Here is a 21,755-nt window from a genome sequence, read left to right as displayed (position 1 = left end):
CTCACCCCGCGACCTGCGGAAGTGCAACGTCGTCGCGGAACAACGCCCCGTAACATCGAAGAAGGTTTTCTCGCGACGTCCGCCACGACAGTTCCTGCTCCACCCGCGATCGGCCGAGTGCCCCCATCCGGGCACGCAACTCGTCGTCCCTCAACAGGATGTCGACCGCTCGTGCGAAGGCCTTCTCGTCGTTCGCCGGCGCGTAGAGCGCAGCGTCGCCGGCCGAGACACGGGCCTCGACGAGGTCGAACGACACCACCGGCCGGCCGATCGCCATGTACTCGACGATCTTGTTCATCGTCGAGAGGTCGTTGAGCGGATTGCGCGGATCCGGCGCGAGGCACACGTCCGCGGTGGACAGACAGCGTTGCACGAACTCGTCCGGCACCCGGCCTGTGAACTCGACGACGTCGTCGAGGCCGAGGTCACGAGCGAGCGCCTGCATGGCCTCGAATTCGTCCCCGGCACCCATGCAGATGCAGTGCACATCGTCCCGGCCGAGGTCCCGGTGCAGATATGCCACGGCACGCAGGAGATAGTCGATTCCGTCCTGCGGTCCCATGACGCCGAGATACGCGAGGAGATAACGCTTTCCCCTGCGCAACTCCGGATCGGGAGCGCGCCGCACGAATCGTTCGAGATCGGGCGCACTGCGCACCACGGTGACCCGGTCCGGCGCCACATGTCCACGCCCGATCGCGATCCGGCGGTAACTGTCGTTGGTTGCAATGACTGCATCCGATACCGCGAACGTCAGCCGTTCGAGCAGCCTCGTCGCAAGGTACAACATGCGTCCGCCCCCGGGAAAGCGCGACTGGAACAACTCCGGCACGAGATCGTGGTGATCGAATACAAATCGCGCTCCGCCCGGACGCAGAACGAGTGCCACGACGAACAGCAGGTCCGGGGGGTTGCACGCGTGCACCGCGTCGACGCGGCCTTCGCGCCGCACTTTCAGCGCCAGCCGGGTGGTGTGCCACAGGGCCGCGGTGTACTCCCTGAGATAACCGGCCGGCCCTCCGGTGGCGGCGCGGAGAGGATAGCGGAGGATCCGAACACCCTCGATCGTGACCTCCGGCTCCCGATCCTGCCCACCGCCCATCGGGCAGATCACCGTCACCTGGTATCCCGCCTCGGCCAGCGACCGGCTCTCTTGCCATACCCGACGGTCGAACGGCACCGAGAGGTTCTCCACCAGCACCAGAATGTGTCTCTTCATCGCTGCCCTCCCAGGGTCTCGACGAGAAGCTGCTCATATGCGCGCGCCGTGTCCTCGATCCGGAAGTTCTGCTCCACACGCATTCTGGCGCGCTTACCCATCTGCACTCGCAGTTCGGGGTCCCGAGACAATGCGAGTAGACCATCTGCCAGTCCCTCCACGTCACCGACCGGCACCAGATATCCTTCCGCGCCGTCGGTGATCAGATCACTCAGGCATCCACAGTCGGTCGCGACCACAGGAACTGCGGCAGCCATCGACTCCAGTACCGCGAGCGGCATCGCCTCGTGCACCGAGGAAAGGCAGGTCACGTCGAATCCCGGAAGCAGAACGGCGACGTCCCGACGAGTCCCTACGAAGAGCACACGATCTGCGATACCGAGTTTGTCTGCCAGGCAGATCAATTCTTCCATTCGCTCGCCGTCCCCGACCACCACCAGACGTGCCGGACGCAGCAGCGGAAGTGCCTTAGAAAATGCCTCGAACAGCACGTGGTGCGCCTTCTGCGCGCTGAGCCGGGCCACGACGGCGACGACGAAGTCCTCAGGACCGAGGTCGAGCGCCTGCCGCGCGCGCACCCTGTCTTCTCCGGTCGGGGGGTCCCCCACCGCGATGCCGTTGGGTATGACGACCTCCGAGGTTCGGCTCCACCGGGATCTGCCGACGCCCTCGTGCGCGTGCAGATAGTCCCGCTGGCTGTGCCCGAGGAGAATCATGGCGTCGGCAAGCCACAGCGAGGCGACGGTCCATCGCGGAAGGCATCTGCCGCCTTGCGATACGAGATCCATGTCGTGAACGGCAACGAGATCCGCCCGCACCCCGGCCGCATGTGCGGCGATCCGGCCGAGAGCCAGGGCGGCGCGGTGATGATGCGTGACGAGCACCGCATCGGTCCGGTCCCGGCGCAGCGTGTCGATCAACTTGGGCAGCGTCGTCAGGTCCCAACGGTTTCGCCGGTCCAGCACTTCGACCTGGATGCCGGCGTCCCGGTAGTCGTCGGCAAGCGGCCCGGCCTCGTGCAGGCAGACCAGGCGCGGTAGGACCAGACGTCTGTCGAGACGCCGGAACACGTCGAGCATCACGGTCTCGATTCCACCGACGAAGGTGCGGTCGAGCACGAGGGTGAGCCGGACCGGACTCCGGGGTGGACCGGCGGCCTCCTCCAACGCACGTTCACTCTCGGCGACACTCTGCGTCAGGGTGAAGGAAGACTCCACCCGCGCACGGGCTGCCTGCCCGAATCGCCACCTCAGATCCGGCGAACGCAAGAGGGTGAGCAGCGCCTCGGCCAGCGCTTCCGGATTTGCCGGCGGCACCAGGATCCCGGTGGTGCCCTCATCGAGCAATTCGGAGACGCCGCCGACGTCGGTGCACACCGCAGGACGTGCGGTGGCCATCGCCTCGAGCAGCGCTATCGGGAAGCACTCGACGGTGGAGGACGTGAGGGCGAAGATGTCCAGGGCCCGCAGGACGTCCCTGACGTCCGATCGAGCTCCGGTGAACACGACGCGGTCCGCGATCCCGAGTTCACGCGCGAACCGTTCGAGACGAGCACGCTCGGGGCCGTCACCGACCACGAGAAACCACGTCTCGGGTACCTCTGCGAGAACGCGGCGGGCCGCGCGCAGGAGTGTGCGGTGATCCTTCTCCGGACGCAGGGCGGCGACGATTCCCACGATCGGTTCGTGCGATGGGATTCCTAGTGCAACTGCGACATCCCGATTCGGTGACGGGGTGAATTCGTGCGGCTCGACTCCATTGTGAACGACCCGGATCTTGCGCTGCGGGATTCCGAGATCCTCGGTGAGGTACCTCGTCTGCGCGCGTGCCACGCCCAGGAACATGTCGGTGAACGGTTGCAGCACCTTGTCGCAGATTCGACGCCATCGACTGCGTGGGTCGATGTCGCCGCAGTTGTGCACCCACACCGACAAGTGCGGCACCCGCGCCCACACGGCCGCGATCCTGCCGAGACTCTCGGCGCTGTATCCACGAGTCACCACTACGTCCGGCGCGAATAGACGCATCTCCCGGCGGAGCTCGACGAGCGCCCGTAAAGCCTGCCTCTTGCTCCTGTGCAGCGCATGGGCGGAAATTCCTTGTGCCTGGAGCTCGCCGAAGAGTTCCCCTTCGCTCCCGATGCAGATCAACCGAGCCGTGAACCGGTCGGGGTCGAGCCGCGGCAGAAGCGTCACCGCGTGCCGTTCTGCGCCGCCGATCCGCAGGTCGGGGACCACGAACATCACTCTCACCGGCTGTTGCGTGCTCATCGTCGGAGCTCCTCGTACAGGTCGTCGAATCGACGCCACACCACGTCCACATCGAAGTCGGAACGGATTCTCTCCCAGGCCGCGAGGCCCAGCCTGGTGCGCAGCAACTCGTCGCACAGCACCCGTTCGAGGGCTGCGGCCAGAGCAGTCGTGTCGTCGGCGGGGATCAGAACCCCACACGAGTCGTCGACGAGGTCCGGAATTCCGCCTGCCGTGCTGGCTACGACACACAATCCTCGCGCCATGCCCTCGAGAATTGCCATCGGCTGGCCCTCGTCACGCGAGGGCAGTACCAGTACGTGCGCACTGTCGAGCAACTGGGGCACCGCCTCCGGCGGAACCCAGCCGGGCAGCGCGACCGTGTCCGTCAACGCCAGTGCACGGACCCGTTCACGTGCGCGCCCTACTTCTCCGTCACCGGCGACGGTCAACCGTGCGTACGCGGAGTTCGTCCCTTCCGCAATCCGAGCCCAGGCCTCCAGCAGCGTGAATGTGCCCTTGCGGTCGCCGATCTCGCCGAGGAACAGCACGTGCAGGGGTCCGTTCCGGCTGGACTGGTCGACTCTGGTTGCAGGTCGGACCGCATTCGGGACAACTACGACCCGGGCATCGGGTGCAATCTTCTGCAATCGTTGTCGCCAGCGCTCCCCCAAGGCGACCACGACCGCAGCGCGGGCGAGTGTCGAACGGATGAGCAGTCGGATCGGGAAGGGCGCGCGATCGTGAAATCTGTCGAACGAGGAACCGTGCACATGCAGCACGACCGGCACTCGGAAGACGGACGCGACCCAGGCCAACGTCGCCTTCCGGATGAAGCTGCCCGCTATCGACGTGTGCAGGTGCACCACGTCGGGACGATCGTTGACCAGCGCACGAAGGAAGACGACGAGGCCATTCGCGAATGCACCGATCCGGGCGGGCTTGGATCCGTTTCGGTGCGTACTCACGTGTTCGATGTCCCACCGGTCCCACAGCGGCGTGTCGTGCATGGTGCGCACGAAACTCCCCACTCCACCGCGGGTGGTCATGCTCGTCGACGCCCACACGACATGGCGCCGCGTCATCGCTTCACGCTCCCGGCCTCGGCTGTGTACCGGTCGGCGCATCCGATCGCGACCCCTACCAGCACCATCACGGCAGCGTTCGGAAAGTCGAAGAATCGCAGATCGACCGTCAATCCGGTGATCGCCATTACCATCAGTCCCAGCAGGCCCAGAAGGGCCGTCCGGCGGCCGTCGAGTCCGTATTCGGGCAGAATCCGATACGCCCGGAACAGCCGCACCGCGAGCAGGACGACGACGGCAATCCACAGCCCCAGGCCGATCAGCCCGAGTTCGGCCGCGATGCCGAGCTCGTTGAAGTGGGAGGAGATTGCGAAGCCGCGAATCCACGGCACCTCCGGCGACCACTGCTTGTGGTGGTAGGTGTTGACGGCGGTGAATCTGCCTATCCCCCAACCCGTCAGCGGCTTCTGCCCTATCGCCCACAGGGCGGTGCCGGCGGTGTTGAGCCGGTCCTGCACTTCGGCCGGTGAGCCGACGCCCCCGGCCGAACGATCGGTTCCGGTGAACCGTTGCCAGTTCGTGGCGATGGCGATCACCGCCGTGGTTGCCGCAAGTACGAATCCGGTTCGGAATCCTCGTGCCCACAGCATTCCGGCGACGATCACGAGCGCAAGACCGAGCCACACCGCACGGGTATGCGTGAAGTACACACCGTAGGCGCACGCGACCGCGATGACGGCAGCACAGAGCCGGCGAAAGCGCGGCTCTGTGCGTTCCGACGACAGCACGAGCGCGACAGCGAAACCGAGAATGAGCACCATGCCGTTGACGACCGGTTGATTGAAGATCCCGACAGCGCGTCCCTCCCAGATCGGAGCCGTCACTATGTACCGCGGCCATACGAGAGCCTTGGGGCCGAGGAACTGCATGATGCTCACTGCTGCCGAGTACGCTGCCAGCACTGCGATGATCCACAGCAGTGCTCGAATCGCCGACACCCGCACGAAGACGTATCTGCCCACGAGATACGCAGTGAAGGGGATCAGGACACCGGTCAGAACGAAGCGCACGACGGACAGCGACGCCCCGGTCACGGGAACGGTCGCAAGGTATCGGTGCGTCGCGAGCATCGAACCGATGTTCCATACCACGTACAGCGCCATCGCTGCCTCGACTGCGCCGACGCGCGCGTCGGCTGCTGATGTGGTGTACATCCAGATCCCAAGTGCGGCAATCACCCCCGCATAGGCAAGTACGAACGGATCCACCGGCAGGATCGGCGGCAGCGCCACCCGGAGAAACGTCGTCAACAGGAGCAGGAACAGCGCGACGACGGGCGAGCGGAGACCGGCGGCAACCATCGCGCCTGCAATTGCCGCGAGGAGCAGCAGCACTGGGAACTTCGCTGGAAACCCGGTCGCGACAGCAGCGATCGCGAGGACTGTCGCCGTCGCAGCCGCGATCAGGACGAGGTGGACGGCTGTGAAGGATCGGGGCAGCAGACGCTCGGTCGACGCCGGTCCGCGGGTGGCCGGGTGCGCTGCCGTCGTCATGGGCGCATTCCTGGAGTCGGCGCAGGGGTACGGCCGAGGTCGTGGTGATTGTGCACAGCAGCGGACCAGGAGATCTCTTCCGCAGGCGGGTACGGCGCAGAAGTATCGCCGCGCGGATCCACGACGACCGCTCCGAGGAGGTGGGCGTCCACCTGAGTGAGCAATCGGACGGCCTCTGCCGCGTCTGGCTGGCGTGCGCGGCGCCGGTCGAGTACCAGGACAGTTTTCTGTGCCGCCGCGCAGAAGATCTGAGCGTCGGCGTCCTCGGTGACCGGCGCGAGGTCGAACAGTACGACGTCGGCTTCACCGCGGAGCTGCTGCAGCAGTGCCTCGAGCCGTTTGCCGGACAGCGGCACGGACTCACCGGTCGTATCCCGCACGCTCAGTACCCGGAGTCCATCGCCGGGTGCCTCTGCACCGGCGCCGGCAACGGTCGACGACGTCACGTTCTGAGGAATCACGACGACACGGACGCCGGATCGACTCCAGCGTCGGGCCACCTGGCGAGCGACTTGTCCTGTCACCTCGCCTCCGGTCGGCGACGTCAGGGCGACGGTGCGGAGCCCGCGAACCTCGCCGGCGGCGAGGGTGTTCACGAGGTTGTGGAACGCGAGCTGACGTGCTCGATCCGCCGAGGTCGAACCGCCGGCCGGGACGACCCCGAGCGACTCGATACCGAGGCGCTCCCGAACATCCTGGGTGGTGCTGATCCGCCGCATGACGGAATCGAGTGCGAGCGCCACGAGTACTCCGAGCACCATTCCCCCCAGTAGACCGAGTGCCACGTTCCGGAAGAGGGATGGCGAGTCCTCCGAGACGCCGGCATTCAGCTGCAGATCCTGGATCTGGTTGGTCGCGTCGAGTTCGAGCTCGCTGATCTGCGCCTGCAGCTGAGCGAGCGCCACGTTGTCGGCGATTCCCGGCCGTGATCGCTCTTCGTCGAGTCGCTGGCGCAACTCCTCGAGGGATCCTTCCCGCCCCCGGTCGCGCACGGAGTTGACATCGTCACGAAACGTTCCGGCCATGATGCGGGCCGCCTCTGCAGCGGTCTCCGCGTCTCCCGCCGTAGCCTCGACGAACAGGATCGGTCCGGCCGCCGCAGTGCGAGCGGAGAAGGACGTGTCTGCGGGAAGGCTCCCGACGACTCGCAATTGCTCCTGATACGAGGAGTCGTTGAACAGATCCACGTAGCCCTGCACGAGAACCGCGTCCTGTTCCGGCGCGCGATTCTGGGACGACACGATCAAGGCCGAACGGCCCGTGTACTCCGTAGCACTCTGCCCTGTCGTCCACACTGCTCCCCCCACGGCCAGCAGCGTCGCCAGCACCACGATGGGCCAGTAGCGGGCGAGGTGGCGAATCCGATCATTGAGTGTGCTGTCCACAGCCCCTCCGCAGCACCGGGGAGCGCTTCGACGCTCCGAGTTCATGAAGGTCATTCCCGACTCGAGTAAGAATCTACCCGATAAAACCAACTTGGAGTATCTTTATAAGTCAAATACGGGTCGTAAGTTTGCAGGGGCGGTACGTCGGGGCGAGAGGAGCAGATGTGGACCCTCCACGGACAGCGATCACGATCGTGATCGCCGCCTGCCGATTCCACCTGAGGTCGATGCGGCACCTTGCCCACCCTCGTCGGATCCGGCAGAAGCGACTGTTCCTCGGGCCGGTCCGGGTAGCCGGGCACACTGTGACGTTGCGTAGTCCACGCTTGGGCGACGCAACGGCTTGGAGAGAGATCCGCCTTCGGGACCAGCGGCTCATCGAGCCCTACTGGCTGACCGCCACGGACGACTGGGACCGCCGCCATACCGTCACCGTGTGGGTGGGCGAGTGTCTCGCACGCCGCCGGGCCGAACGGTCCGGCACTGCTCTACCCCTGGTGGTCGAGATCGACGGAAGATTCGCGGGGCAGTGCAATTTCGAATGTATCGATCCCGCGGCCCTGACCGCTCAGACGAGCGTCTGGATCGACTCTCGATTCGCCCGCGCGGGTATCGGCCTCGCAGTCGGCGGCTTGGCGATGAGTTACCTCTTCGGCACTCTCGGGCTGCGCCGGATCTCGGCTGCCATCTGCACGGAGAATGTGGCGGCAGCACGTACGGTGCAGCTTCTCGGGTGCCGACGCGAGGGCACCATGTCCAGCTATCTCGACGTCGGCGGACTGCGCCGAGATCACGACCTCTGGGCGATCACGTCGGAGATGTGGCAGCAACAGCAACTGCTCCGCGCGCAACTCGAGCAGGTCGCAGCGTCGGACACACCCGTGGTGGCGGACACACACGAGGCCGGCACACATGAGGCCGAAACCGCACGTATGCGCCGTCCCGGATGAGAAGACACCGAACGGCTCGCGCCGGACCAGGCCCGTTTACCGACCGGGTCCCTAGGTCAGGCTGTAGGTCAGGTACTGCTGCAGGTCGGGTACTGCTCTAGGCCAGGCTCCTGTAGGGCGGGAATCGCCTGTAGTGCAGGGAAACTGCACCCATGCCGATGGGCCGGGAGCGGCCTCGCGCATTCAGGTTCGGAGCCTTCAGGTTCGGATGGGCCCTTGCGGGATTACCTGCGCTCGCGATATTCCCTGCGCTCTCGGTACACCTGTACTCGTGCACTCGGCCGCGAATCAAACGCTCGACTGCCGATCGAGCATGGACTGTGCGGATGCACCGGAAGTCCGTTCGACCAGACCGAACATCCGCTCGTAGGCTTCACGACTTGCCGCGACCTGAGCCCGCGCCCGCTCCCGTAGTACCGGACGTAGTTGCGGAGCCGCGTCCCACAGTTCCCGGATCGACTTGGAAAGCCGGTCGTCGAGGTCGTGGGCATCGAGGTGAATCAACTCGAGACCGCCGCCGAACATCGCCCTCAACCCACCTAGCTTACCGTCGTAGTACTTCGACGACGACAGGCCGACGACCGGAATACCTTGAGACAGAGCAAAAACAGCCACATGGTACGCGCCGGTGACCAGAACCCGGCACCGTCCGACTGCAGCAGCGAGATCTCGGGCACGTGCGTAGCGATCCAGGGGCGCGGCCACCGACGGATAACCCTCGAGCAGCGGCAGCGTCGATCGGCGGTCCTCCGACTCGCACTCCGAAACGATCAGTGGCACGAGTGTGGCACCGACCCCGAGAGCGAACTCCTGCACGGACCGGCGCACACTCGTCCGAGCCTGAGCCCCCACGGGCGAATAGTCTGCAATACGCAGACAAACGCCGAGATCGGAGCCCATCTCAGGCCGGCCGGCGTCATATCCGAGCTCCACGGCGTCGTCTCCGGTAATGTATATCCGCTCGTCCGGTACTCCCATCCTCGCCAGCAGGTCCGGACCGCACACATCCTCCCGCAACGCGATGACATCGACCCGCGGCAGCACCTTCGCGGCCCGAGCGAAGAGAACCGGATCGTCGATCGGGCCGATCCCCTGACCTAGCGCGGCGGTGGGAATCCCCTTTTCACAGGCATATTCGAGCAGATCCAGGGTGCGCGTCGCCTGGTATGTGTCGACGTCAGCGAGGTAGCCTCCGCCCATCGCAACGATCAGCGACGCTGTCTTCGCCGCCTCCGGAATACGAGCACCGCGATTCACCGTGTTCCTGTCACGGTCGTGGCTGCGCCACTCTTTCATCCGTGTCAGCGGATGACGCACCGAGTCGGGCAGTTTGCGCAATTGCCGCCTCGGGGGATTGGTCAGGGACCACCACACTTCCGAGACTCGTCCGACAACCGCAGGTCCCAACCGTGCCGGCAGCTGAGAAGACCGTCCCAGCCTCGACCAGTGGGCTCCACGCCGGTACCCGACCGGCTCGGCAGCGGGCTCGAATGCTCGTAGCAGACCGGGTGCGTAGGTCAGGACGCCGATGCGGGCGTCGGGCCAGCGCGCCCGGATCCGGCGCACGGTGACATCGAGTAACGCCAGGTCACCTTTGTTGTTGAGCCAGTATTCGCCGTTGTCGATCAGGACCCGGATGGGAGGCTCCCCACCGGCAGACAGACCGAGCGGAATCTTCACCATCCGCAAACTCCCATCGGATCGAGCACAGTTCGATCGCGGCGTCGTCCTACTCGACGGCTGTTCGTTCCATCGGGTAGAAATGTTCAGGGCGGAGGGTCGTTACCGTTTACGATACCGCACAAGGCCTACCGATTGAACCCCGAAGTTGTTGGGGAACACCGGAGAAGGTTGCGATCGCGCGTACTCCTACCGAGAATGATGACGCTGTCTCATACCTGTGTACCCTCGGAGCCTCCCACTTCCTCTCGTGTCCGCCCCTCGCTCCAGGCGTCGTCGTCGAAGGGAGCCGACAGTGCCGCACTCTTCTCCACCCTCGTTCGTCCGATCCACGAAACTCCAGGCCCGGCTCCACGAGATCGTGCCCGGCGGTGCGCACACGTATGCCCGGGGCTCCGACCAGTATCCGGAATTCATGGCACCCGTCCTCGAGCGCGGAGCGGGTGCCCGCGTGTGGGACGCCGACGGGAACAGCTACGTCGAGTACGGGATGGGCCTGCGCTCGGTGACGCTCGGGCACGGCTACCGTCCCGTCGTCGACGCCGTCGCCGCCGCGATCGCCGACGGCACCAACTTCAGCCGGCCAACGACCCTCGAACTCGCCGCAGCCGAGGACTTCCTCGCTCTGGTGCCCGGCGCCGACATGGTGAAGTTCGCCAAGAACGGCTCCGACGCCACAACCGCGGCCGTGCGCCTGGCGCGGGCTGTCACCGGCCGCCGGCACGTCGTGGCATGCGACCAGCCGTTCTTTTCCGTCGACGACTGGTTCATCGGCACCACCCCGATGAAGGCGGGAATCCCCGAGGAGGTCACCGAGCACACCCACCGGTTCCGGTACAACGACCTCGACTCGCTCGAACATGCTTTGTCGGCCAGGCCGACCGCATGCGTGATCCTCGAGGCCGCCACCGCCCTCGCCGAGCCCGATCCCGGCTTCCTGCCCGGCGTGCGCCGCCTGTGCGACCGGCACGGTGCCCTGTTGATCTTCGACGAGATGATCACCGGATTCCGCTGGTCCGAGCACGGGGCGCAGGGCGTGTACGGCGTCCGGCCGGACCTGTCGTGCTGGGGCAAGGCGATGGGAAACGGCTTCCCCGTCGCCGCGCTCGCAGGTCGGCGCGAGTTCATGGAACTCGGCGGCCTGCGCACCGACGGTGACCGGGTGTTCCTCCTGTCGACCACGCACGGACCGGAGTCCGGCGGACTGGCTGCCTTCCGTGCGGTGGTGCGTGCCTACGCGACCGAAGACCCCATCGGCCGGATGGAAGCATCCGGTCGCAGGCTTGCCGACGCCGTCAACGCCGCGGCCGCGGATCTCGGCGTGGAGCGCTACGTCCAGGTGGTCGGACGCCCGTCCTGCCTGATCTTCGTCACCCGTGACCCGAATCTGCTGCCCTCGCAGGAATTCCGCACGCTGTTCCTGCAGGAGATGCTCGTCCGGGGTGTGCTCGGACAGTCGTTCGTGATCTCGGCGGCCCATACCGACGCCGACCTCGAGGAGACCGTGGAGGCAGCGCGCGGCGCTCTCGCGGTGTACCGGCGGGCCCTCGACGCGGGCGGGGTCACCGGCTTCCTGCACGGCCGCCCCGTCGCCCCGGCACTGCGTGCCCGTGCGGAGCCGCGTCGGCTCGGAGAAGCGCCGGTCGGGACTCACTTCTCCCAGTAACGCACCCATGCGTCCGCGTCGAGACCGCCGTACGGCACGCCGTCGGCGTGGGCGGCCTTCTCCGTCGCGCGCACCGTCGCGACGAACTGCAGCGTCGCGCTGCGCAGCGCGTCCTCCGCGCCACCGTCGCCGGTGACGTGCACCGTCCGGAGTTCGGGCGGGACGAGATGCGCGGGGAGTCCGGCCCGGGTGGCCCGGGCGATCACCTTGTCGGTCAGGGCCAGCGCCGGCTGTGCCGTCGCGATGCCGTCCAGGCAGGAGGGCCGCGCCTTCTCCGCCGCTTTGGCCACCTCCCACGCTGCCTCCTGCTCGGCCACGTCGATCGGGCCGGTGTGACCGTTGGTCAGGTGCGGGCTGCGCGACGCGAGCTTGGCGACGAGCGTGTCGGCGACGTCGTCGACGGTGAACGGATCGGTGTCGGACTCCTCGGCGATCCGCGAGTGGAACAGCACCTGGAGCAGCAGGTCTCCGAGTTCCTCGCGCAGACCGTGCGGGTCGCCCTCCTCGATCGCGTCCAGCAGCTCGTACGTCTCCTCGAGCAGGTAGCGGCGCAAAGAGTCGTGCGTCTGGGTGACCTCCCAGCCGCCGAATCCCCACAGCCGGTCCATCACGTCCACGGCACGCAGCAGGCGCTCCCCCGGAGCGGGCGGGGCGGCGATCACCCGCTCTCCCCGCCGTACGCGTTCACGCACCGCCTCGTGCTCCGGGTCGACGGCGATCAGTGTCTCGGCCCCGGATCCCACGGTGGCACCGAGGATTTCGCACATCTCTGCCGGAACGTCGTCGGTGCAGTCGAGCGGCCCGGTCAGCAGCGGCACCGCCTCGAGCGGCACCGATCCGGGCCGGTACAGGTCGAGCAGAATCACCGTCACCGCCGTCGCCTCACTTTCCCCGTCGCTGCGCTCGCCCCGGTCGCAATCCCCGTCGCTGCGCTCGCCCCGGTCGCAATCCCCGTCGCTGCGCTCGCCCCGGTCGCAATCCCCGTCGCTGCGCTCGCCCGGTCACACGCTCGCGGCGGTCGGCACACGCACGTCAACCGATCCCTGCGCCTTGCCGTCCAGGGCGAGCAGGAAGTCCGCGATGTACTGCAGCAGCTCGACGTCGCGCACCCGCTCGGAACCCACGCCACCGGTTCGCGGCAACGGCAGCTGCACGATGCCGCTCGTGGCGCGGTACTGCGCCGCCGGATAGAGGCGCTTGAGCCGCATCTGCTTCGAATCCGGCAGGTGCATCGGCGAGATCTTCAGCTGGGTGCCGGAGACCGCGACCTCCTCGAGGTCGTACTCGCGGCACAGCAGGCGCAGCTTGGCCACCGACACGAGCCGGCCGACCTCCTCGGGCAGCGGACCGTAGCGGTCGACGAGTTCCTCGACCACCGCGGCGATCGCGTCGTCGTCGTGCGCCGCGGCGAGCTTGCGGTAGGCCTCGAGCCGCAGCCGGTCGGATGTCACGTAGTCCGGCGGGATGTGGGCGTCGACCGGAAGATCCACCCGCACCTCCTTGGCGGCCTCGTCCGTGGCGACGGGACGGCCGTCCGCGGCGGCCCGGAACGCCTCCACCGCCTCGCCGACGAGCCGCACGTACAGATCGAATCCGACGCCGGCGACGTGACCGGACTGCTCCGCGCCCAGAACGTTTCCCGCGCCGCGGATCTCGAGGTCCTTCATGGCCACGGCCATGCCCGCGCCGAGATCGGAGTTCTGGGAGATCGTGGCGAGCCGGTCGTATGCCGTCTCGGTCAGCGGCTTCTCCGGCGGGTACAGGAAGTACGCGTAACCCCGCTCGCGGGAACGACCGACGCGTCCGCGCAGCTGGTGCAACTGCGACAACCCCAGCGAGTCGGCGCGCTCGACGATGAGGGTGTTGGCGTTGGAGATGTCGAGGCCCGTCTCGACGATGGTGGTGCACACCAGGACGTCGTACTGACGCTCCCAGAAGCCCTGCACGGTCTTCTCGAGGGTGTCCTCGTTCATCTGCCCGTGCGCCACCGCGACCCGCGCCTCGGGGACGAGGTCGCGAATCCGCTTGGCGGCCTTGTCGATCGAGCTCACCCGGTTGTGCACGTAGAACACCTGTCCGTCGCGCAGCAGCTCGCGGCGGATGGCGGCGGCGACCTGCTTGTCCGCGTAGCCGCCCACGTAGGTGAGCACCGGGTGCCGCTCCTCGGGTGGGGTGAGGATCGTCGACATCTCCCGGATGCCGGCCATGCTCATCTCCAGGGTGCGCGGAATCGGCGTCGCGGACATGGTCAGCACGTCGACGTGCGTGCGCAGGGCCTTGATGTGCTCCTTGTGCTCGACGCCGAATCGCTGCTCCTCGTCGACGATCACGAGACCGAGGTCCTTCCAGCGCACGCCGGTCTGCAGCAGCCGGTGGGTGCCGACGACGATGTCGACCTCACCGTCGGCGAGGGCGGCGATCGTCTCCTTCGCCTCGGCGGAATCGGTGAAGCGGCTCAAGCCCTTGACGGTGACCGGGAACGACGCCATCCGCTCCGTGAAGGTCTGCAGATGCTGCTGCGCCAGCAGCGTGGTGGGCACCAGCACCGCGACCTGCTTGCCGTCCTGCACGGCCTTGAATGCGGCACGCACCGCGATCTCGGTCTTGCCGTAGCCGACGTCGCCGATGACGACGCGATCCATCGGGACCGCCTTCTCCATGTCGGCCTTGACCTCGGAGATGACGGTGAGCTGATCCTGGGTCTCGGTGAACGCGAACGCGTCCTCCATCTCCTTCTGCCACGGGGTGTCCGGCGCGAACGCGTGCCCCGGGGCGGCCTGGCGGGCCGCGTACAGCTGCACCAGCTCCCCCGCGATCTCGCGGACGGCCTTGCGCGCCTTGCGTTTCGTGTTGGCCCAGTCGGAGCCGCCGAGCTTGCTCAAGGCGGGCATCTCGCCGCCGACGTAGCGGGAGAGCTGGTCGAGGGACTCCATCGGCACGAACAGCCGGTCACCCGGCTGCCCGCGTTTGCCCGGCGCGTACTCGATGACCAGGTACTCGCGGCGGGCGCCGCCGACGGTCCGCTCCACCATCTCCACGAACCGGCCGATGCCGTGCTGATCGTGGACCACCATGTCTCCGGCGGTGAGTGCCAGCGGATCCACCTGGTTGCGGCGCTTGACCGGCGTGCGCCGGCCCTCGGCGGCGGTCACCCGGTTGCCCGTGAGATCGGACTCGGTGACGAGCACCAGTCCGGGCACGTCCGCGCCGTCGCCCGGCAGCACCAGGCCGTCGTGCAGCGCGCCGCACAGCACCCCGACCGTGCCGCGAACCGGTTCGGCCCCCGGATCGAGCCGCGCTGCGGGTACGTCGTTCTCCTGAAGCCGCTCGAGCACCCGCTGCCCGGTGCCGGCACCTGCAACGACGATCGCCGCCCGCCCGCCGGTGGTTACGTGCGCGCGCAGGTTCGCGAAGAGCATCGTCAGCAGTTCCTCGGACCCGCGCACCTCCGGCGCCGACTGCACGTCGAGCACGACCTCGGTGTCGGCGCCCGACGCCAGCGGGCTCAGCGTCCACCACGGCCGGCCCGCCGCTTCCGCCGTCTCCCGCACCCCGGTCAGCGGGCGGTATGCGGAGGCGGCCAGGTCCACGCCCTTCATGTTCGCGGTGTCCAGCGGCGCGGCCCCGCCGAGCGAGGCCGCGGTCCACGACGCCTCGAGGAACTCCTGGCCGGTGCGCATCAGGTCCGCCGCGCGGGTGCGGACCTTCTCCGGATCGCACAGCAGCACGTGCGTACCGTCCGGCACGACGTCGGTCAGCAACTGCAGTTCGCCGGTCTGCAGCACCGGCAGCAGCGCCTCCATGCCCTCGACCGGAATGCCGGAGGCCATCTTGTCGAGCATCTCCACCAGGGCCGCGTCGGCCGGGTTGTCCTGGGCGAGGCGCGCCGCGCGTTCCTTGACCTGCTCGGTCAGCAGCAGTTCCCGGCAGGGCGGGGCGATGAGGGTGCTCACCTCGAGTTCGGGGATGGACCGCTGGTCGGCGACGGAGAACGGGCGCAGCTCGGTGACCTCGTCACCCCAGAACTCGACTCGCACCGGGTGGTCCGCGGTCGGCGGGAAGACGTCGAGGATGCCGCCGCGCACCGCGAACTCGCCGCGCTTGCCGACCATGTCGGCACGGGTGTAGGCCAGCTCGACGAGCCGCTCGATCAGCTCGTCGAAGTCGTGCTCCGCGCCGACACGCAGGGTGACGGGCTCGATGTCGCCCAGACCGGGGGCCATCGGCTGCACCAGCGAGCGCACGGTCGCGACGATCACCCGCAACTCGGGTCCGTAGTCGCGGTCCTCGGGGTGCGCGAGCCGGCGCAGCACCTGTAACCGGCGGCCGACGGTGTCGGCGCTGGGCGAGAGCCGCTCGTGCGGCAGCGTCTCCCACGAGGGGAACTGCGCGACGACGTCGCCGAGCATTTCGCGCAGCTCCGCCGTGAGATCGTCCGCCTCACGGCCGGTCGCGGTCACCACGAGCAGCGGCGTCTTCGCGGCGAGCGCGGCAGCGACGAACGGCCGGGCCGCGGGCGGGGCCACCAGGGCCTGTGCGGCGGTCCCGGCGAGGGCGGCCACACGCTCGAGCTGCGCGTCGGCCAGCGCGATCCGCGCCAATCCGGACAGGGGGGTGACGGACACGTCGGACACGGGAAGGGCGCTCCTGGGGTTCGAGAAGAGGACCGTCCGAGTCTATGCGGTGTCCGGTTCGAGCGGCCAGGACCACTGCCGCGGGCGGCACGGCAACACAGCCGCGGGCGGCCCGGCAACACAGCCGCGGGCGGCCCGGCAACACAGCCGCGGGCGGGACGGTTCAGGGCGGGTCCGCTGCCAGTAGGTCGGCGCTGTTGTCGCCGAGCGCTGCGCGCGCCCACGCGGCCAGCCGCGACCGCAGAGCGGCGTCGGCGAGCTCCTCGCCGGGCCCGAGCCATCGCCGTCGCGCCATCTGGTGCAGCACACGCACGGCCCGCCGGGGATCGGCGTCGAGGACGTACGCGACGAAGGCGTCGGGTGTCTGTGGCTCGACCCCGGACCGCTCGAGCGAGCGCGCGAGACCGGCGTCCGTGGTGACGACGACGTCGGCCTGTGCGAACAGCGCCACCGCCGTCAGGTGCGCGTCGCGGGGATCGCTGACGTACGGCACCTCGCGCAGCACCGTGGCGGGCCAGCTCACCCGTGCCTCGGGGAAGGCCGTGTCGAGTTCGGCGAACAGGAAGTCCCGCGCCGGGCGCGACATGTGCGCCGGCAGCCTCCGCTCCACCTCGGCGACGATGCCGTCGCTCCAGTAGGGCCGGTACAGCGCGTCCTCGGCGAGGGCGAGCAGCACGTCGCGCACGCGCGGCGGCGTCAGTGCCGGCGCGTCGAGTACCGCCCGGATCGGCACGATCGTTCCCCCTAGAAGTCGTCGTCGTACAGGCCGTCGCGTCGGCTCAGGTCGGCGACGGCGTCCAGGGCCCGGCTCCGGGCTTCGGCCCTCCGGGCGGCACAGGCGAGGACGTCGGCGCGGCGGATGCGACGGTGCAGGCCGTGGAACCGGGAGGGCAGGGTGCCGTCGTCGACGAGACGGGCCACGTACGCCCGGCCGACACCGAGCACGTCCGCCGCCTGTGCCGTGGTCAGCAGCGCGGGCACCGGGACGATGGTCACCGCGGCGTCGGCTCCGGACTCGTCGAGGATGCGGGCGAGTGCCGCGCCGGCCGCAGCCGCGTCGAAGGGTCCCAGGGTCACGGCGGCGATCGTGTCAGGCGAGGGCGGCCGGCGCAACGATTGCCTCCGGGATCAGACCCGGAGCCGGCGCGAGGCGAACTGCTTGAAGTACTCGGCCTTGGCGGGCGGGACCAGGGCCGGCAGCATCAGTCCCCACGCGTTCTCGAGGTATTCGACGAGGGCCTCACGACAGTCGAGCGCCGCCGCGACCATGCGTACCCCGGTGAGCACCTGCAGGAGGAACAGACCGACCATGTCGGGGTCCACGTCCTCGTTCAGGTCACCTTCGGCCAGGGCGCGCTTCGCGAGGTCGCGCATCGTCGCCAGCCAGGTGTCGAACAGGCGGTCGCCGGTCCCCCGGTAGTCCCCGATCTCCACGGCCAGGCGGAACATCGCCCGGACGACCGGATCGTTCCGGGACAGGTCGACGGTGAGGACGGACAGCTCGATCAGTGTCTCGAGGGCCGGGGTGCGGTCGTTGATGGTCGTCACCGCGGCCTCGGCGAGACGCGCGAAGCCCGCGTCGACGACGCCGCGGGCGAGCTCTTCCTTGGACGCGAAGTGGAAGTACAACGCACCTTTGGTGACGCCGGACTCCTGGATGATCTCGTTGAGGCTGGCGTTCGCGTAGCCGAGGTTCATGAAGATCTCCGCGGCACCGCGGACCACGGATTCGCGGGTGACTTCCGCGCGGACCTGCCGAGCCATTCACGGCCTCCCGGACGGACTCGTACGCAGGAGACGATCCGGGCGATCGGCGCCGATCGCCGCTCGGTTGATCACCGCGATCACCTGGCATCCCTTCTCGAGTCGGCTGGGCAACGATACCACCTGGTAGAGGGACGATCGGGGGACTGCGCCACCGGCTCAGGAGGTCCCGAGCTGCGGGTCCGCCTCGAGGTGCGTGAGTCCGTTCCAGCACAGGTTCACCAGGTGGGCGGCCACGACCTCCTTCGACGGGCTGCGCTCGTCCAGCCACCACGTCGCGGCCGTCGCGACCATGCCCACCAGTGCCTGCGCGTAGAGCGGAGCCAGGTCCGGGTCGAAGCCGCGGCGGGAGAAGTCGCCGGCGAGGATGTGCGCCACCTGCCGCACCGCCTCGTTCAGCAGGGACGAGTACGTGCCCTCCTCCGCGGTGACCGGGGAGTCCCGCACGAGGATGCGGAAGCCGTCGGTGCGTTCCTCGACGTAGGTGAGCAGGGCCAGCGCCACCCGCTCGACCCGGACGCGCGAGCGGTTCTGCGTCAGGCTCGCGCTGATCATCGACATCAGGGTCGACATCTCCCGGTCCACGACGACGGCGTACAGCCCCTCCTTGCCACCGAAGTGCTCGTAGACCACCGGCTTGGAGACCTGGGCCCGATGGGCGATCTCCTCGATCGACGCCGCCTCGTAGCCGCGCTCGGCGAAGATCGCCCGGCCGATCTCGATGAGCTGTTCCCGGCGCTGGGTGCCCGTCATCCGGACCCGCGGGCTGCGGTCGGCGTGGTTCTGCGACGGTTTCGACACGTAGTACATCCTTTCCGGCACCCGGCCGGACCCCGGGGCCACCGGAAAACCCCGGGGACGACGCGCGGCGGGTTGCGCTCAGCCTATCCGGGACGACGACGCGCCCGGCCCCGCGTTCGACTCCGGGCGTGGCGGCATGCGAGGATCACAGACGCATGACCGGGGCGTCGGCGCCGGGAATGCGGCAGTCCGCCGTGGTGTAATCGGCAGCACCTCTGATTTTGGTTCAGATAGTTCAGGTTCGAGTCCTGGCGGCGGAGCAGGGCAGTCGGGGCCCGTGAGCTCCCCTGCCGGTGCCGAACCTGCGCATGTCGAACGTCGAGGGAGCTTCATGCAAGTGCAGACCGCAGTTGTCGTCCTGGCGGCCGGAGCGGGTACGCGAATGCGGTCCAAGACCCCGAAGGTGCTGCACACCCTCGGGGGCCGCACGATGCTCGCCCATTCGCTGCACGCGGCCGCGGAGCTGGACCCGGACCACCTCGTGGTGGTCGTCGGGCACGAGCGCGAGCGGGTGTCCGCCGCGACCGCCGACATCGCCGAGACGCTCGACCGCAAGGTGTCGATCGCGGTCCAGGACCGGCAGCTCGGCACCGGCCATGCGGTGCAGTGCGGGCTCGACGCCCTGCCCGGCGACTTCTCCGGCGTGGTCGTCGTCACCAACGCCGACGTCCCGCTGCTCGACGGCCACACGCTCGAGGCGCTCGAAGCCGAGCACCTCGCCGAGCCGATGCAGTCCGCGGTGACCGTCCTGACGTTCCTCGCCGACGATCCCACCGGGTACGGCCGCATCGTCCGGAACGGCCACGGCGAGATCCGCGAGATCGTCGAGGAGGCCGACGCCGACGCCGAACAGGCCGCCATCGACGAGGTCAACGCCGGCATCTACGCCTTCGACGCCGAGTTCCTCCGCGGCGCACTGACCCGGCTGCGGGCCCACAACGCCCAGGGCGAGCTGTACCTGACGGACGTGGTCACGATCGCGCGGCAGGACGGCCGGGCGGTGTTCGCCGCCCAGCTCGCCGACGCGACGAAGGTCGCGGGCGCGAACGACCGGGTGCAGCTCGCCGCGCTCGCGGCGCAGCTGAACCGGCGCACCCTCGAGCACTGGATGCGCTCGGGCGTGACCGTCGTCGACCCGGCCAGCACCTGGGTGGACGTGGACGTCGTCCTCGCCCGGGACGTGACCCTGCTCCCCGGGGTGCAGCTGCACGGCCGGACCGTGGTCGGCGAGGACGCGGTGATCGGCCCGGACACCACGCTGACGAACGTGCGGGTCGGTGCCGGAGCGTCGGTGGTGCGCACCCACGGTTCGGACTCCGTGATCGGCGAGGGGGCGACCGTCGGTCCGTTCGCCTACCTGCGTCCGGGCACCGACCTCGGCGAATCCGGCAAGATCGGCACCTTCGTGGAGACGAAGAACGCCGAGATCGGACCGCACTCGAAGGTGCCGCACCTGACCTACGTCGGCGACGCCACCATCGGCGAGCACTCGAACATCGGGGCTTCGAGCGTGTTCGTCAACTACGACGGCGTGCACAAGTCGCACACGGTCGTCGGATCCCACGTCCGGACCGGATCGGACACCATGTTCGTGGCGCCCGTGACGGTCGGCGACGGCGCCTACACCGGCGCCGGCACGGTCCTGCGCCGCAACGTTCCACCGGGGGCGCTTGCGGTGTCGGGTGCGCCACAGCGCAATATTGAAGGCTGGGTCCAGCGGAACCGCCCCGGGACCCCCGCGGCCGAGGCAGCGACTGCAGCACGGCAGCAGCAAGAGATCGAACGGCAAAAGGACGGCCAGGACCAGTGACCTCCAATTGGATCGACAACCAGAAGAACTTGATGCTCTTCTCCGGCCGGGCCCACCCCGAGCTGGCGGAGCAGGTGGCGAAGGAGCTCGACGTCCAGGTCACCCCGCAGACCGCGCGGGACTTCGCCAACGGCGAGATCTTCGTGCGGTTCGAGGAGTCCGTCCGCGGCTCCGACGCGTTCGTGCTGCAGAGTCACCCGTTCCCGCTCAACCAGTGGGTGATGGAACAGCTCATCATGATCGACGCGCTCAAGCGAGGATCGGCCAAGCGCATCACCGCCGTTCTGCCGTTCTACCCCTACGCCCGCCAGGACAAGAAGCACCGCGGCCGTGAGCCCATCTCCGCCCGCCTGATCGCCGATCTGCTCAAGACCGCCGGCGCGGACCGCATCATCACCGTCGACCTGCACACCGACCAGATCCAGGGCTTCTTCGACGGCCCCGTCGACCACATGCACGCCCAGGGCCAGCTCGCCGAGTACATCCGCGACAAGTACGGCGTCGAGAACATCGCCGTGGTCTCCCCCGACTCCGGTCGCGTCCGCGTCGCCGAGAAGTGGGCCGACACCCTCGGCGGTGCCCCGCTGGCGTTCATCCACAAGACCCGCGACCCGCTCGTGCCGAACCAGGTCAAGTCCAACCGTGTCGTCGGCGAGGTCGAGGGCCGCACCTGCATCCTCATCGACGACATGATCGACACCGGCGGCACGATCGCCGGCGCCGTGAAGATCCTGAAGGAGGCCGGCGCGGGCGACGTCGTCATCGCCGCCACCCACGGTGTGCTCTCGCATCCGGCCTCCGAGCGCCTGGCGTCGTGCGGCGCCAAGGAGGTCATCGTCACCAACACGCTGCCGATCGACGACGAGAAGCGTTTCCCGACGCTCACCGTCCTGTCGATCGCACCGCTGCTCGCGCGCACCATCCAGGAGGTGTTCGAGAACGGCTCGGTGACGTCGCTGTTCAACGGTTCCGCGTAGCCGCGGGAGGCGGTGTACTTTCGGACCGTCACCGGACCGAAA

Annotated in this window: 16 protein-coding genes and 1 tRNA gene; 5 read left to right on the top strand and 12 right to left on the bottom strand. The window is 68.3% G+C overall.

Going from position 1 to position 21,755, the window contains the following annotated elements; translation table 11 throughout:
- Position 1 precedes the first annotated feature (1 nt).
- Genes F1734_RS08095 through F1734_RS08075 form a run of 5 tightly spaced genes read right to left on the bottom strand, consistent with a single transcriptional unit; the run spans position 2 to position 7,521 of the window.
- Complete coding sequence (locus tag F1734_RS08095) at positions 2-1,219, bottom strand: glycosyltransferase family 4 protein (RefSeq protein ID WP_040274496.1); 1,218 nt, start codon at positions 1,217-1,219, stop codon at positions 2-4.
- Positions 1,216-3,489, bottom strand: a complete 2,274-nt coding sequence (locus F1734_RS08090; RefSeq protein WP_172603544.1) for a glycosyltransferase — start codon at positions 3,487-3,489, stop codon at positions 1,216-1,218. The genes F1734_RS08095 and F1734_RS08090 overlap by 4 nt, the downstream gene beginning before the upstream one ends.
- Positions 3,486-4,553: a glycosyltransferase family 4 protein gene (locus F1734_RS08085; protein WP_230831637.1), complete on the bottom strand. Its 1,068-nt coding sequence runs from the start codon at positions 4,551-4,553 to the stop codon at positions 3,486-3,488. Before F1734_RS08085 ends, F1734_RS08090 begins: the two co-directional genes overlap by 4 nt.
- Entirely contained in the window at positions 4,550-6,046 is a 1,497-nt protein-coding gene (locus F1734_RS08080; RefSeq protein WP_040274490.1) for an O-antigen ligase family protein, read from the bottom strand. Before F1734_RS08080 ends, F1734_RS08085 begins: the two co-directional genes overlap by 4 nt.
- Positions 6,043-7,521 carry a P-loop NTPase family protein gene (locus tag F1734_RS08075; protein WP_203011503.1) on the bottom strand — a complete coding sequence of 493 codons (1,479 nt, stop codon included), beginning with the start codon at positions 7,519-7,521 and terminating at the stop codon, positions 6,043-6,045. The genes F1734_RS08080 and F1734_RS08075 overlap by 4 nt, the downstream gene beginning before the upstream one ends.
- A 137-nt stretch (positions 7,522-7,658) precedes the next feature.
- On the opposite strand from F1734_RS08075, the gene F1734_RS08070 reads away from it, so the two are divergent.
- Complete coding sequence (locus F1734_RS08070; RefSeq protein ID WP_234575099.1) at positions 7,659-8,381, top strand: GNAT family N-acetyltransferase; 723 nt, start codon at positions 7,659-7,661, stop codon at positions 8,379-8,381.
- A 288-nt stretch (positions 8,382-8,669) separates the two neighbouring features.
- Here the strand turns inward: F1734_RS08070 and F1734_RS08065 are convergent, their stop codons facing one another.
- Positions 8,670-10,064: a polysaccharide pyruvyl transferase family protein gene (locus tag F1734_RS08065; RefSeq protein WP_052455340.1), complete on the bottom strand. Its 1,395-nt coding sequence runs from the start codon at positions 10,062-10,064 to the stop codon at positions 8,670-8,672.
- Positions 10,065-10,356: 292 nt separating this feature from the next.
- On the opposite strand from F1734_RS08065, the gene F1734_RS08060 reads away from it, so the two are divergent.
- A complete protein-coding gene (locus F1734_RS08060) occupies positions 10,357-11,727 on the top strand; it encodes a glutamate-1-semialdehyde 2,1-aminomutase (protein WP_040274485.1) in 1,371 nt (456 codons plus the stop codon).
- Here F1734_RS08060 and F1734_RS08055 read toward each other — a convergent pair.
- The 6 genes from F1734_RS08055 to F1734_RS08030 form a co-directional block, all read right to left on the bottom strand.
- Positions 11,712-12,599 (bottom strand): nucleoside triphosphate pyrophosphohydrolase, encoded by an 888-nt coding sequence (locus tag F1734_RS08055; protein WP_040274483.1) that lies wholly within the window; start codon positions 12,597-12,599, stop codon positions 11,712-11,714. The genes F1734_RS08060 and F1734_RS08055 overlap by 16 nt on opposite strands.
- Positions 12,600-12,728: 129 nt before the next feature.
- The gene (gene mfd / locus F1734_RS08050) at positions 12,729-16,361 is read right to left on the bottom strand and encodes a transcription-repair coupling factor (protein WP_119699516.1); all 3,633 of its coding nucleotides are present in this window, start codon (positions 16,359-16,361) and stop codon (positions 12,729-12,731) included.
- 163 nt (positions 16,362-16,524) lie between these two features.
- Positions 16,525-17,094: a PIN domain-containing protein gene (locus tag F1734_RS08045; RefSeq protein ID WP_048771923.1), complete on the bottom strand. Its 570-nt coding sequence runs from the start codon at positions 17,092-17,094 to the stop codon at positions 16,525-16,527.
- Between the two features lie 11 nt (positions 17,095-17,105).
- Positions 17,106-17,438 (bottom strand): helix-turn-helix domain-containing protein, encoded by a 333-nt coding sequence (locus tag F1734_RS08040; protein ID WP_040274480.1) that lies wholly within the window; start codon positions 17,436-17,438, stop codon positions 17,106-17,108.
- 51 nt (positions 17,439-17,489) lie between these two features.
- Positions 17,490-18,125, bottom strand: a complete 636-nt coding sequence (locus F1734_RS08035; protein ID WP_010592943.1) for a ScbR family autoregulator-binding transcription factor — start codon at positions 18,123-18,125, stop codon at positions 17,490-17,492.
- A 159-nt stretch (positions 18,126-18,284) separates the two neighbouring features.
- Positions 18,285-18,878, bottom strand: coding sequence for a TetR/AcrR family transcriptional regulator (locus tag F1734_RS08030; RefSeq protein ID WP_010592944.1), 594 nt, complete (start codon positions 18,876-18,878; stop codon positions 18,285-18,287).
- A 236-nt stretch (positions 18,879-19,114) separates the two neighbouring features.
- Here F1734_RS08030 and F1734_RS08025 point away from each other — a divergent pair.
- The 3 genes from F1734_RS08025 (at position 19,115) to F1734_RS08015 (ending at position 21,713) form a co-directional block, all read left to right on the top strand.
- A tRNA-Gln gene (locus F1734_RS08025) sits at positions 19,115-19,186 on the top strand.
- A gap of 71 nt (positions 19,187-19,257) precedes the next feature.
- Positions 19,258-20,736, top strand: coding sequence for a bifunctional UDP-N-acetylglucosamine diphosphorylase/glucosamine-1-phosphate N-acetyltransferase GlmU (gene glmU, locus F1734_RS08020; RefSeq protein WP_026137480.1), 1,479 nt, complete (start codon positions 19,258-19,260; stop codon positions 20,734-20,736).
- Positions 20,733-21,713 carry a ribose-phosphate diphosphokinase gene (locus F1734_RS08015; protein ID WP_003937863.1) on the top strand — a complete coding sequence of 327 codons (981 nt, stop codon included), beginning with the start codon at positions 20,733-20,735 and terminating at the stop codon, positions 21,711-21,713. The genes glmU and F1734_RS08015 overlap by 4 nt, the downstream gene beginning before the upstream one ends.
- Positions 21,714-21,755 lie beyond the last annotated feature (42 nt).

Origin of the sequence: Rhodococcus ruber (assembly GCF_016804345.1) — a bacterium.
GTDB lineage: Bacteria > Actinomycetota > Actinomycetes > Mycobacteriales > Mycobacteriaceae > Rhodococcus > Rhodococcus ruber.
The sequence above is the reverse complement of the archived record's forward strand: the minus strand, read 5'-3'. Positions and strand labels throughout refer to the sequence as shown.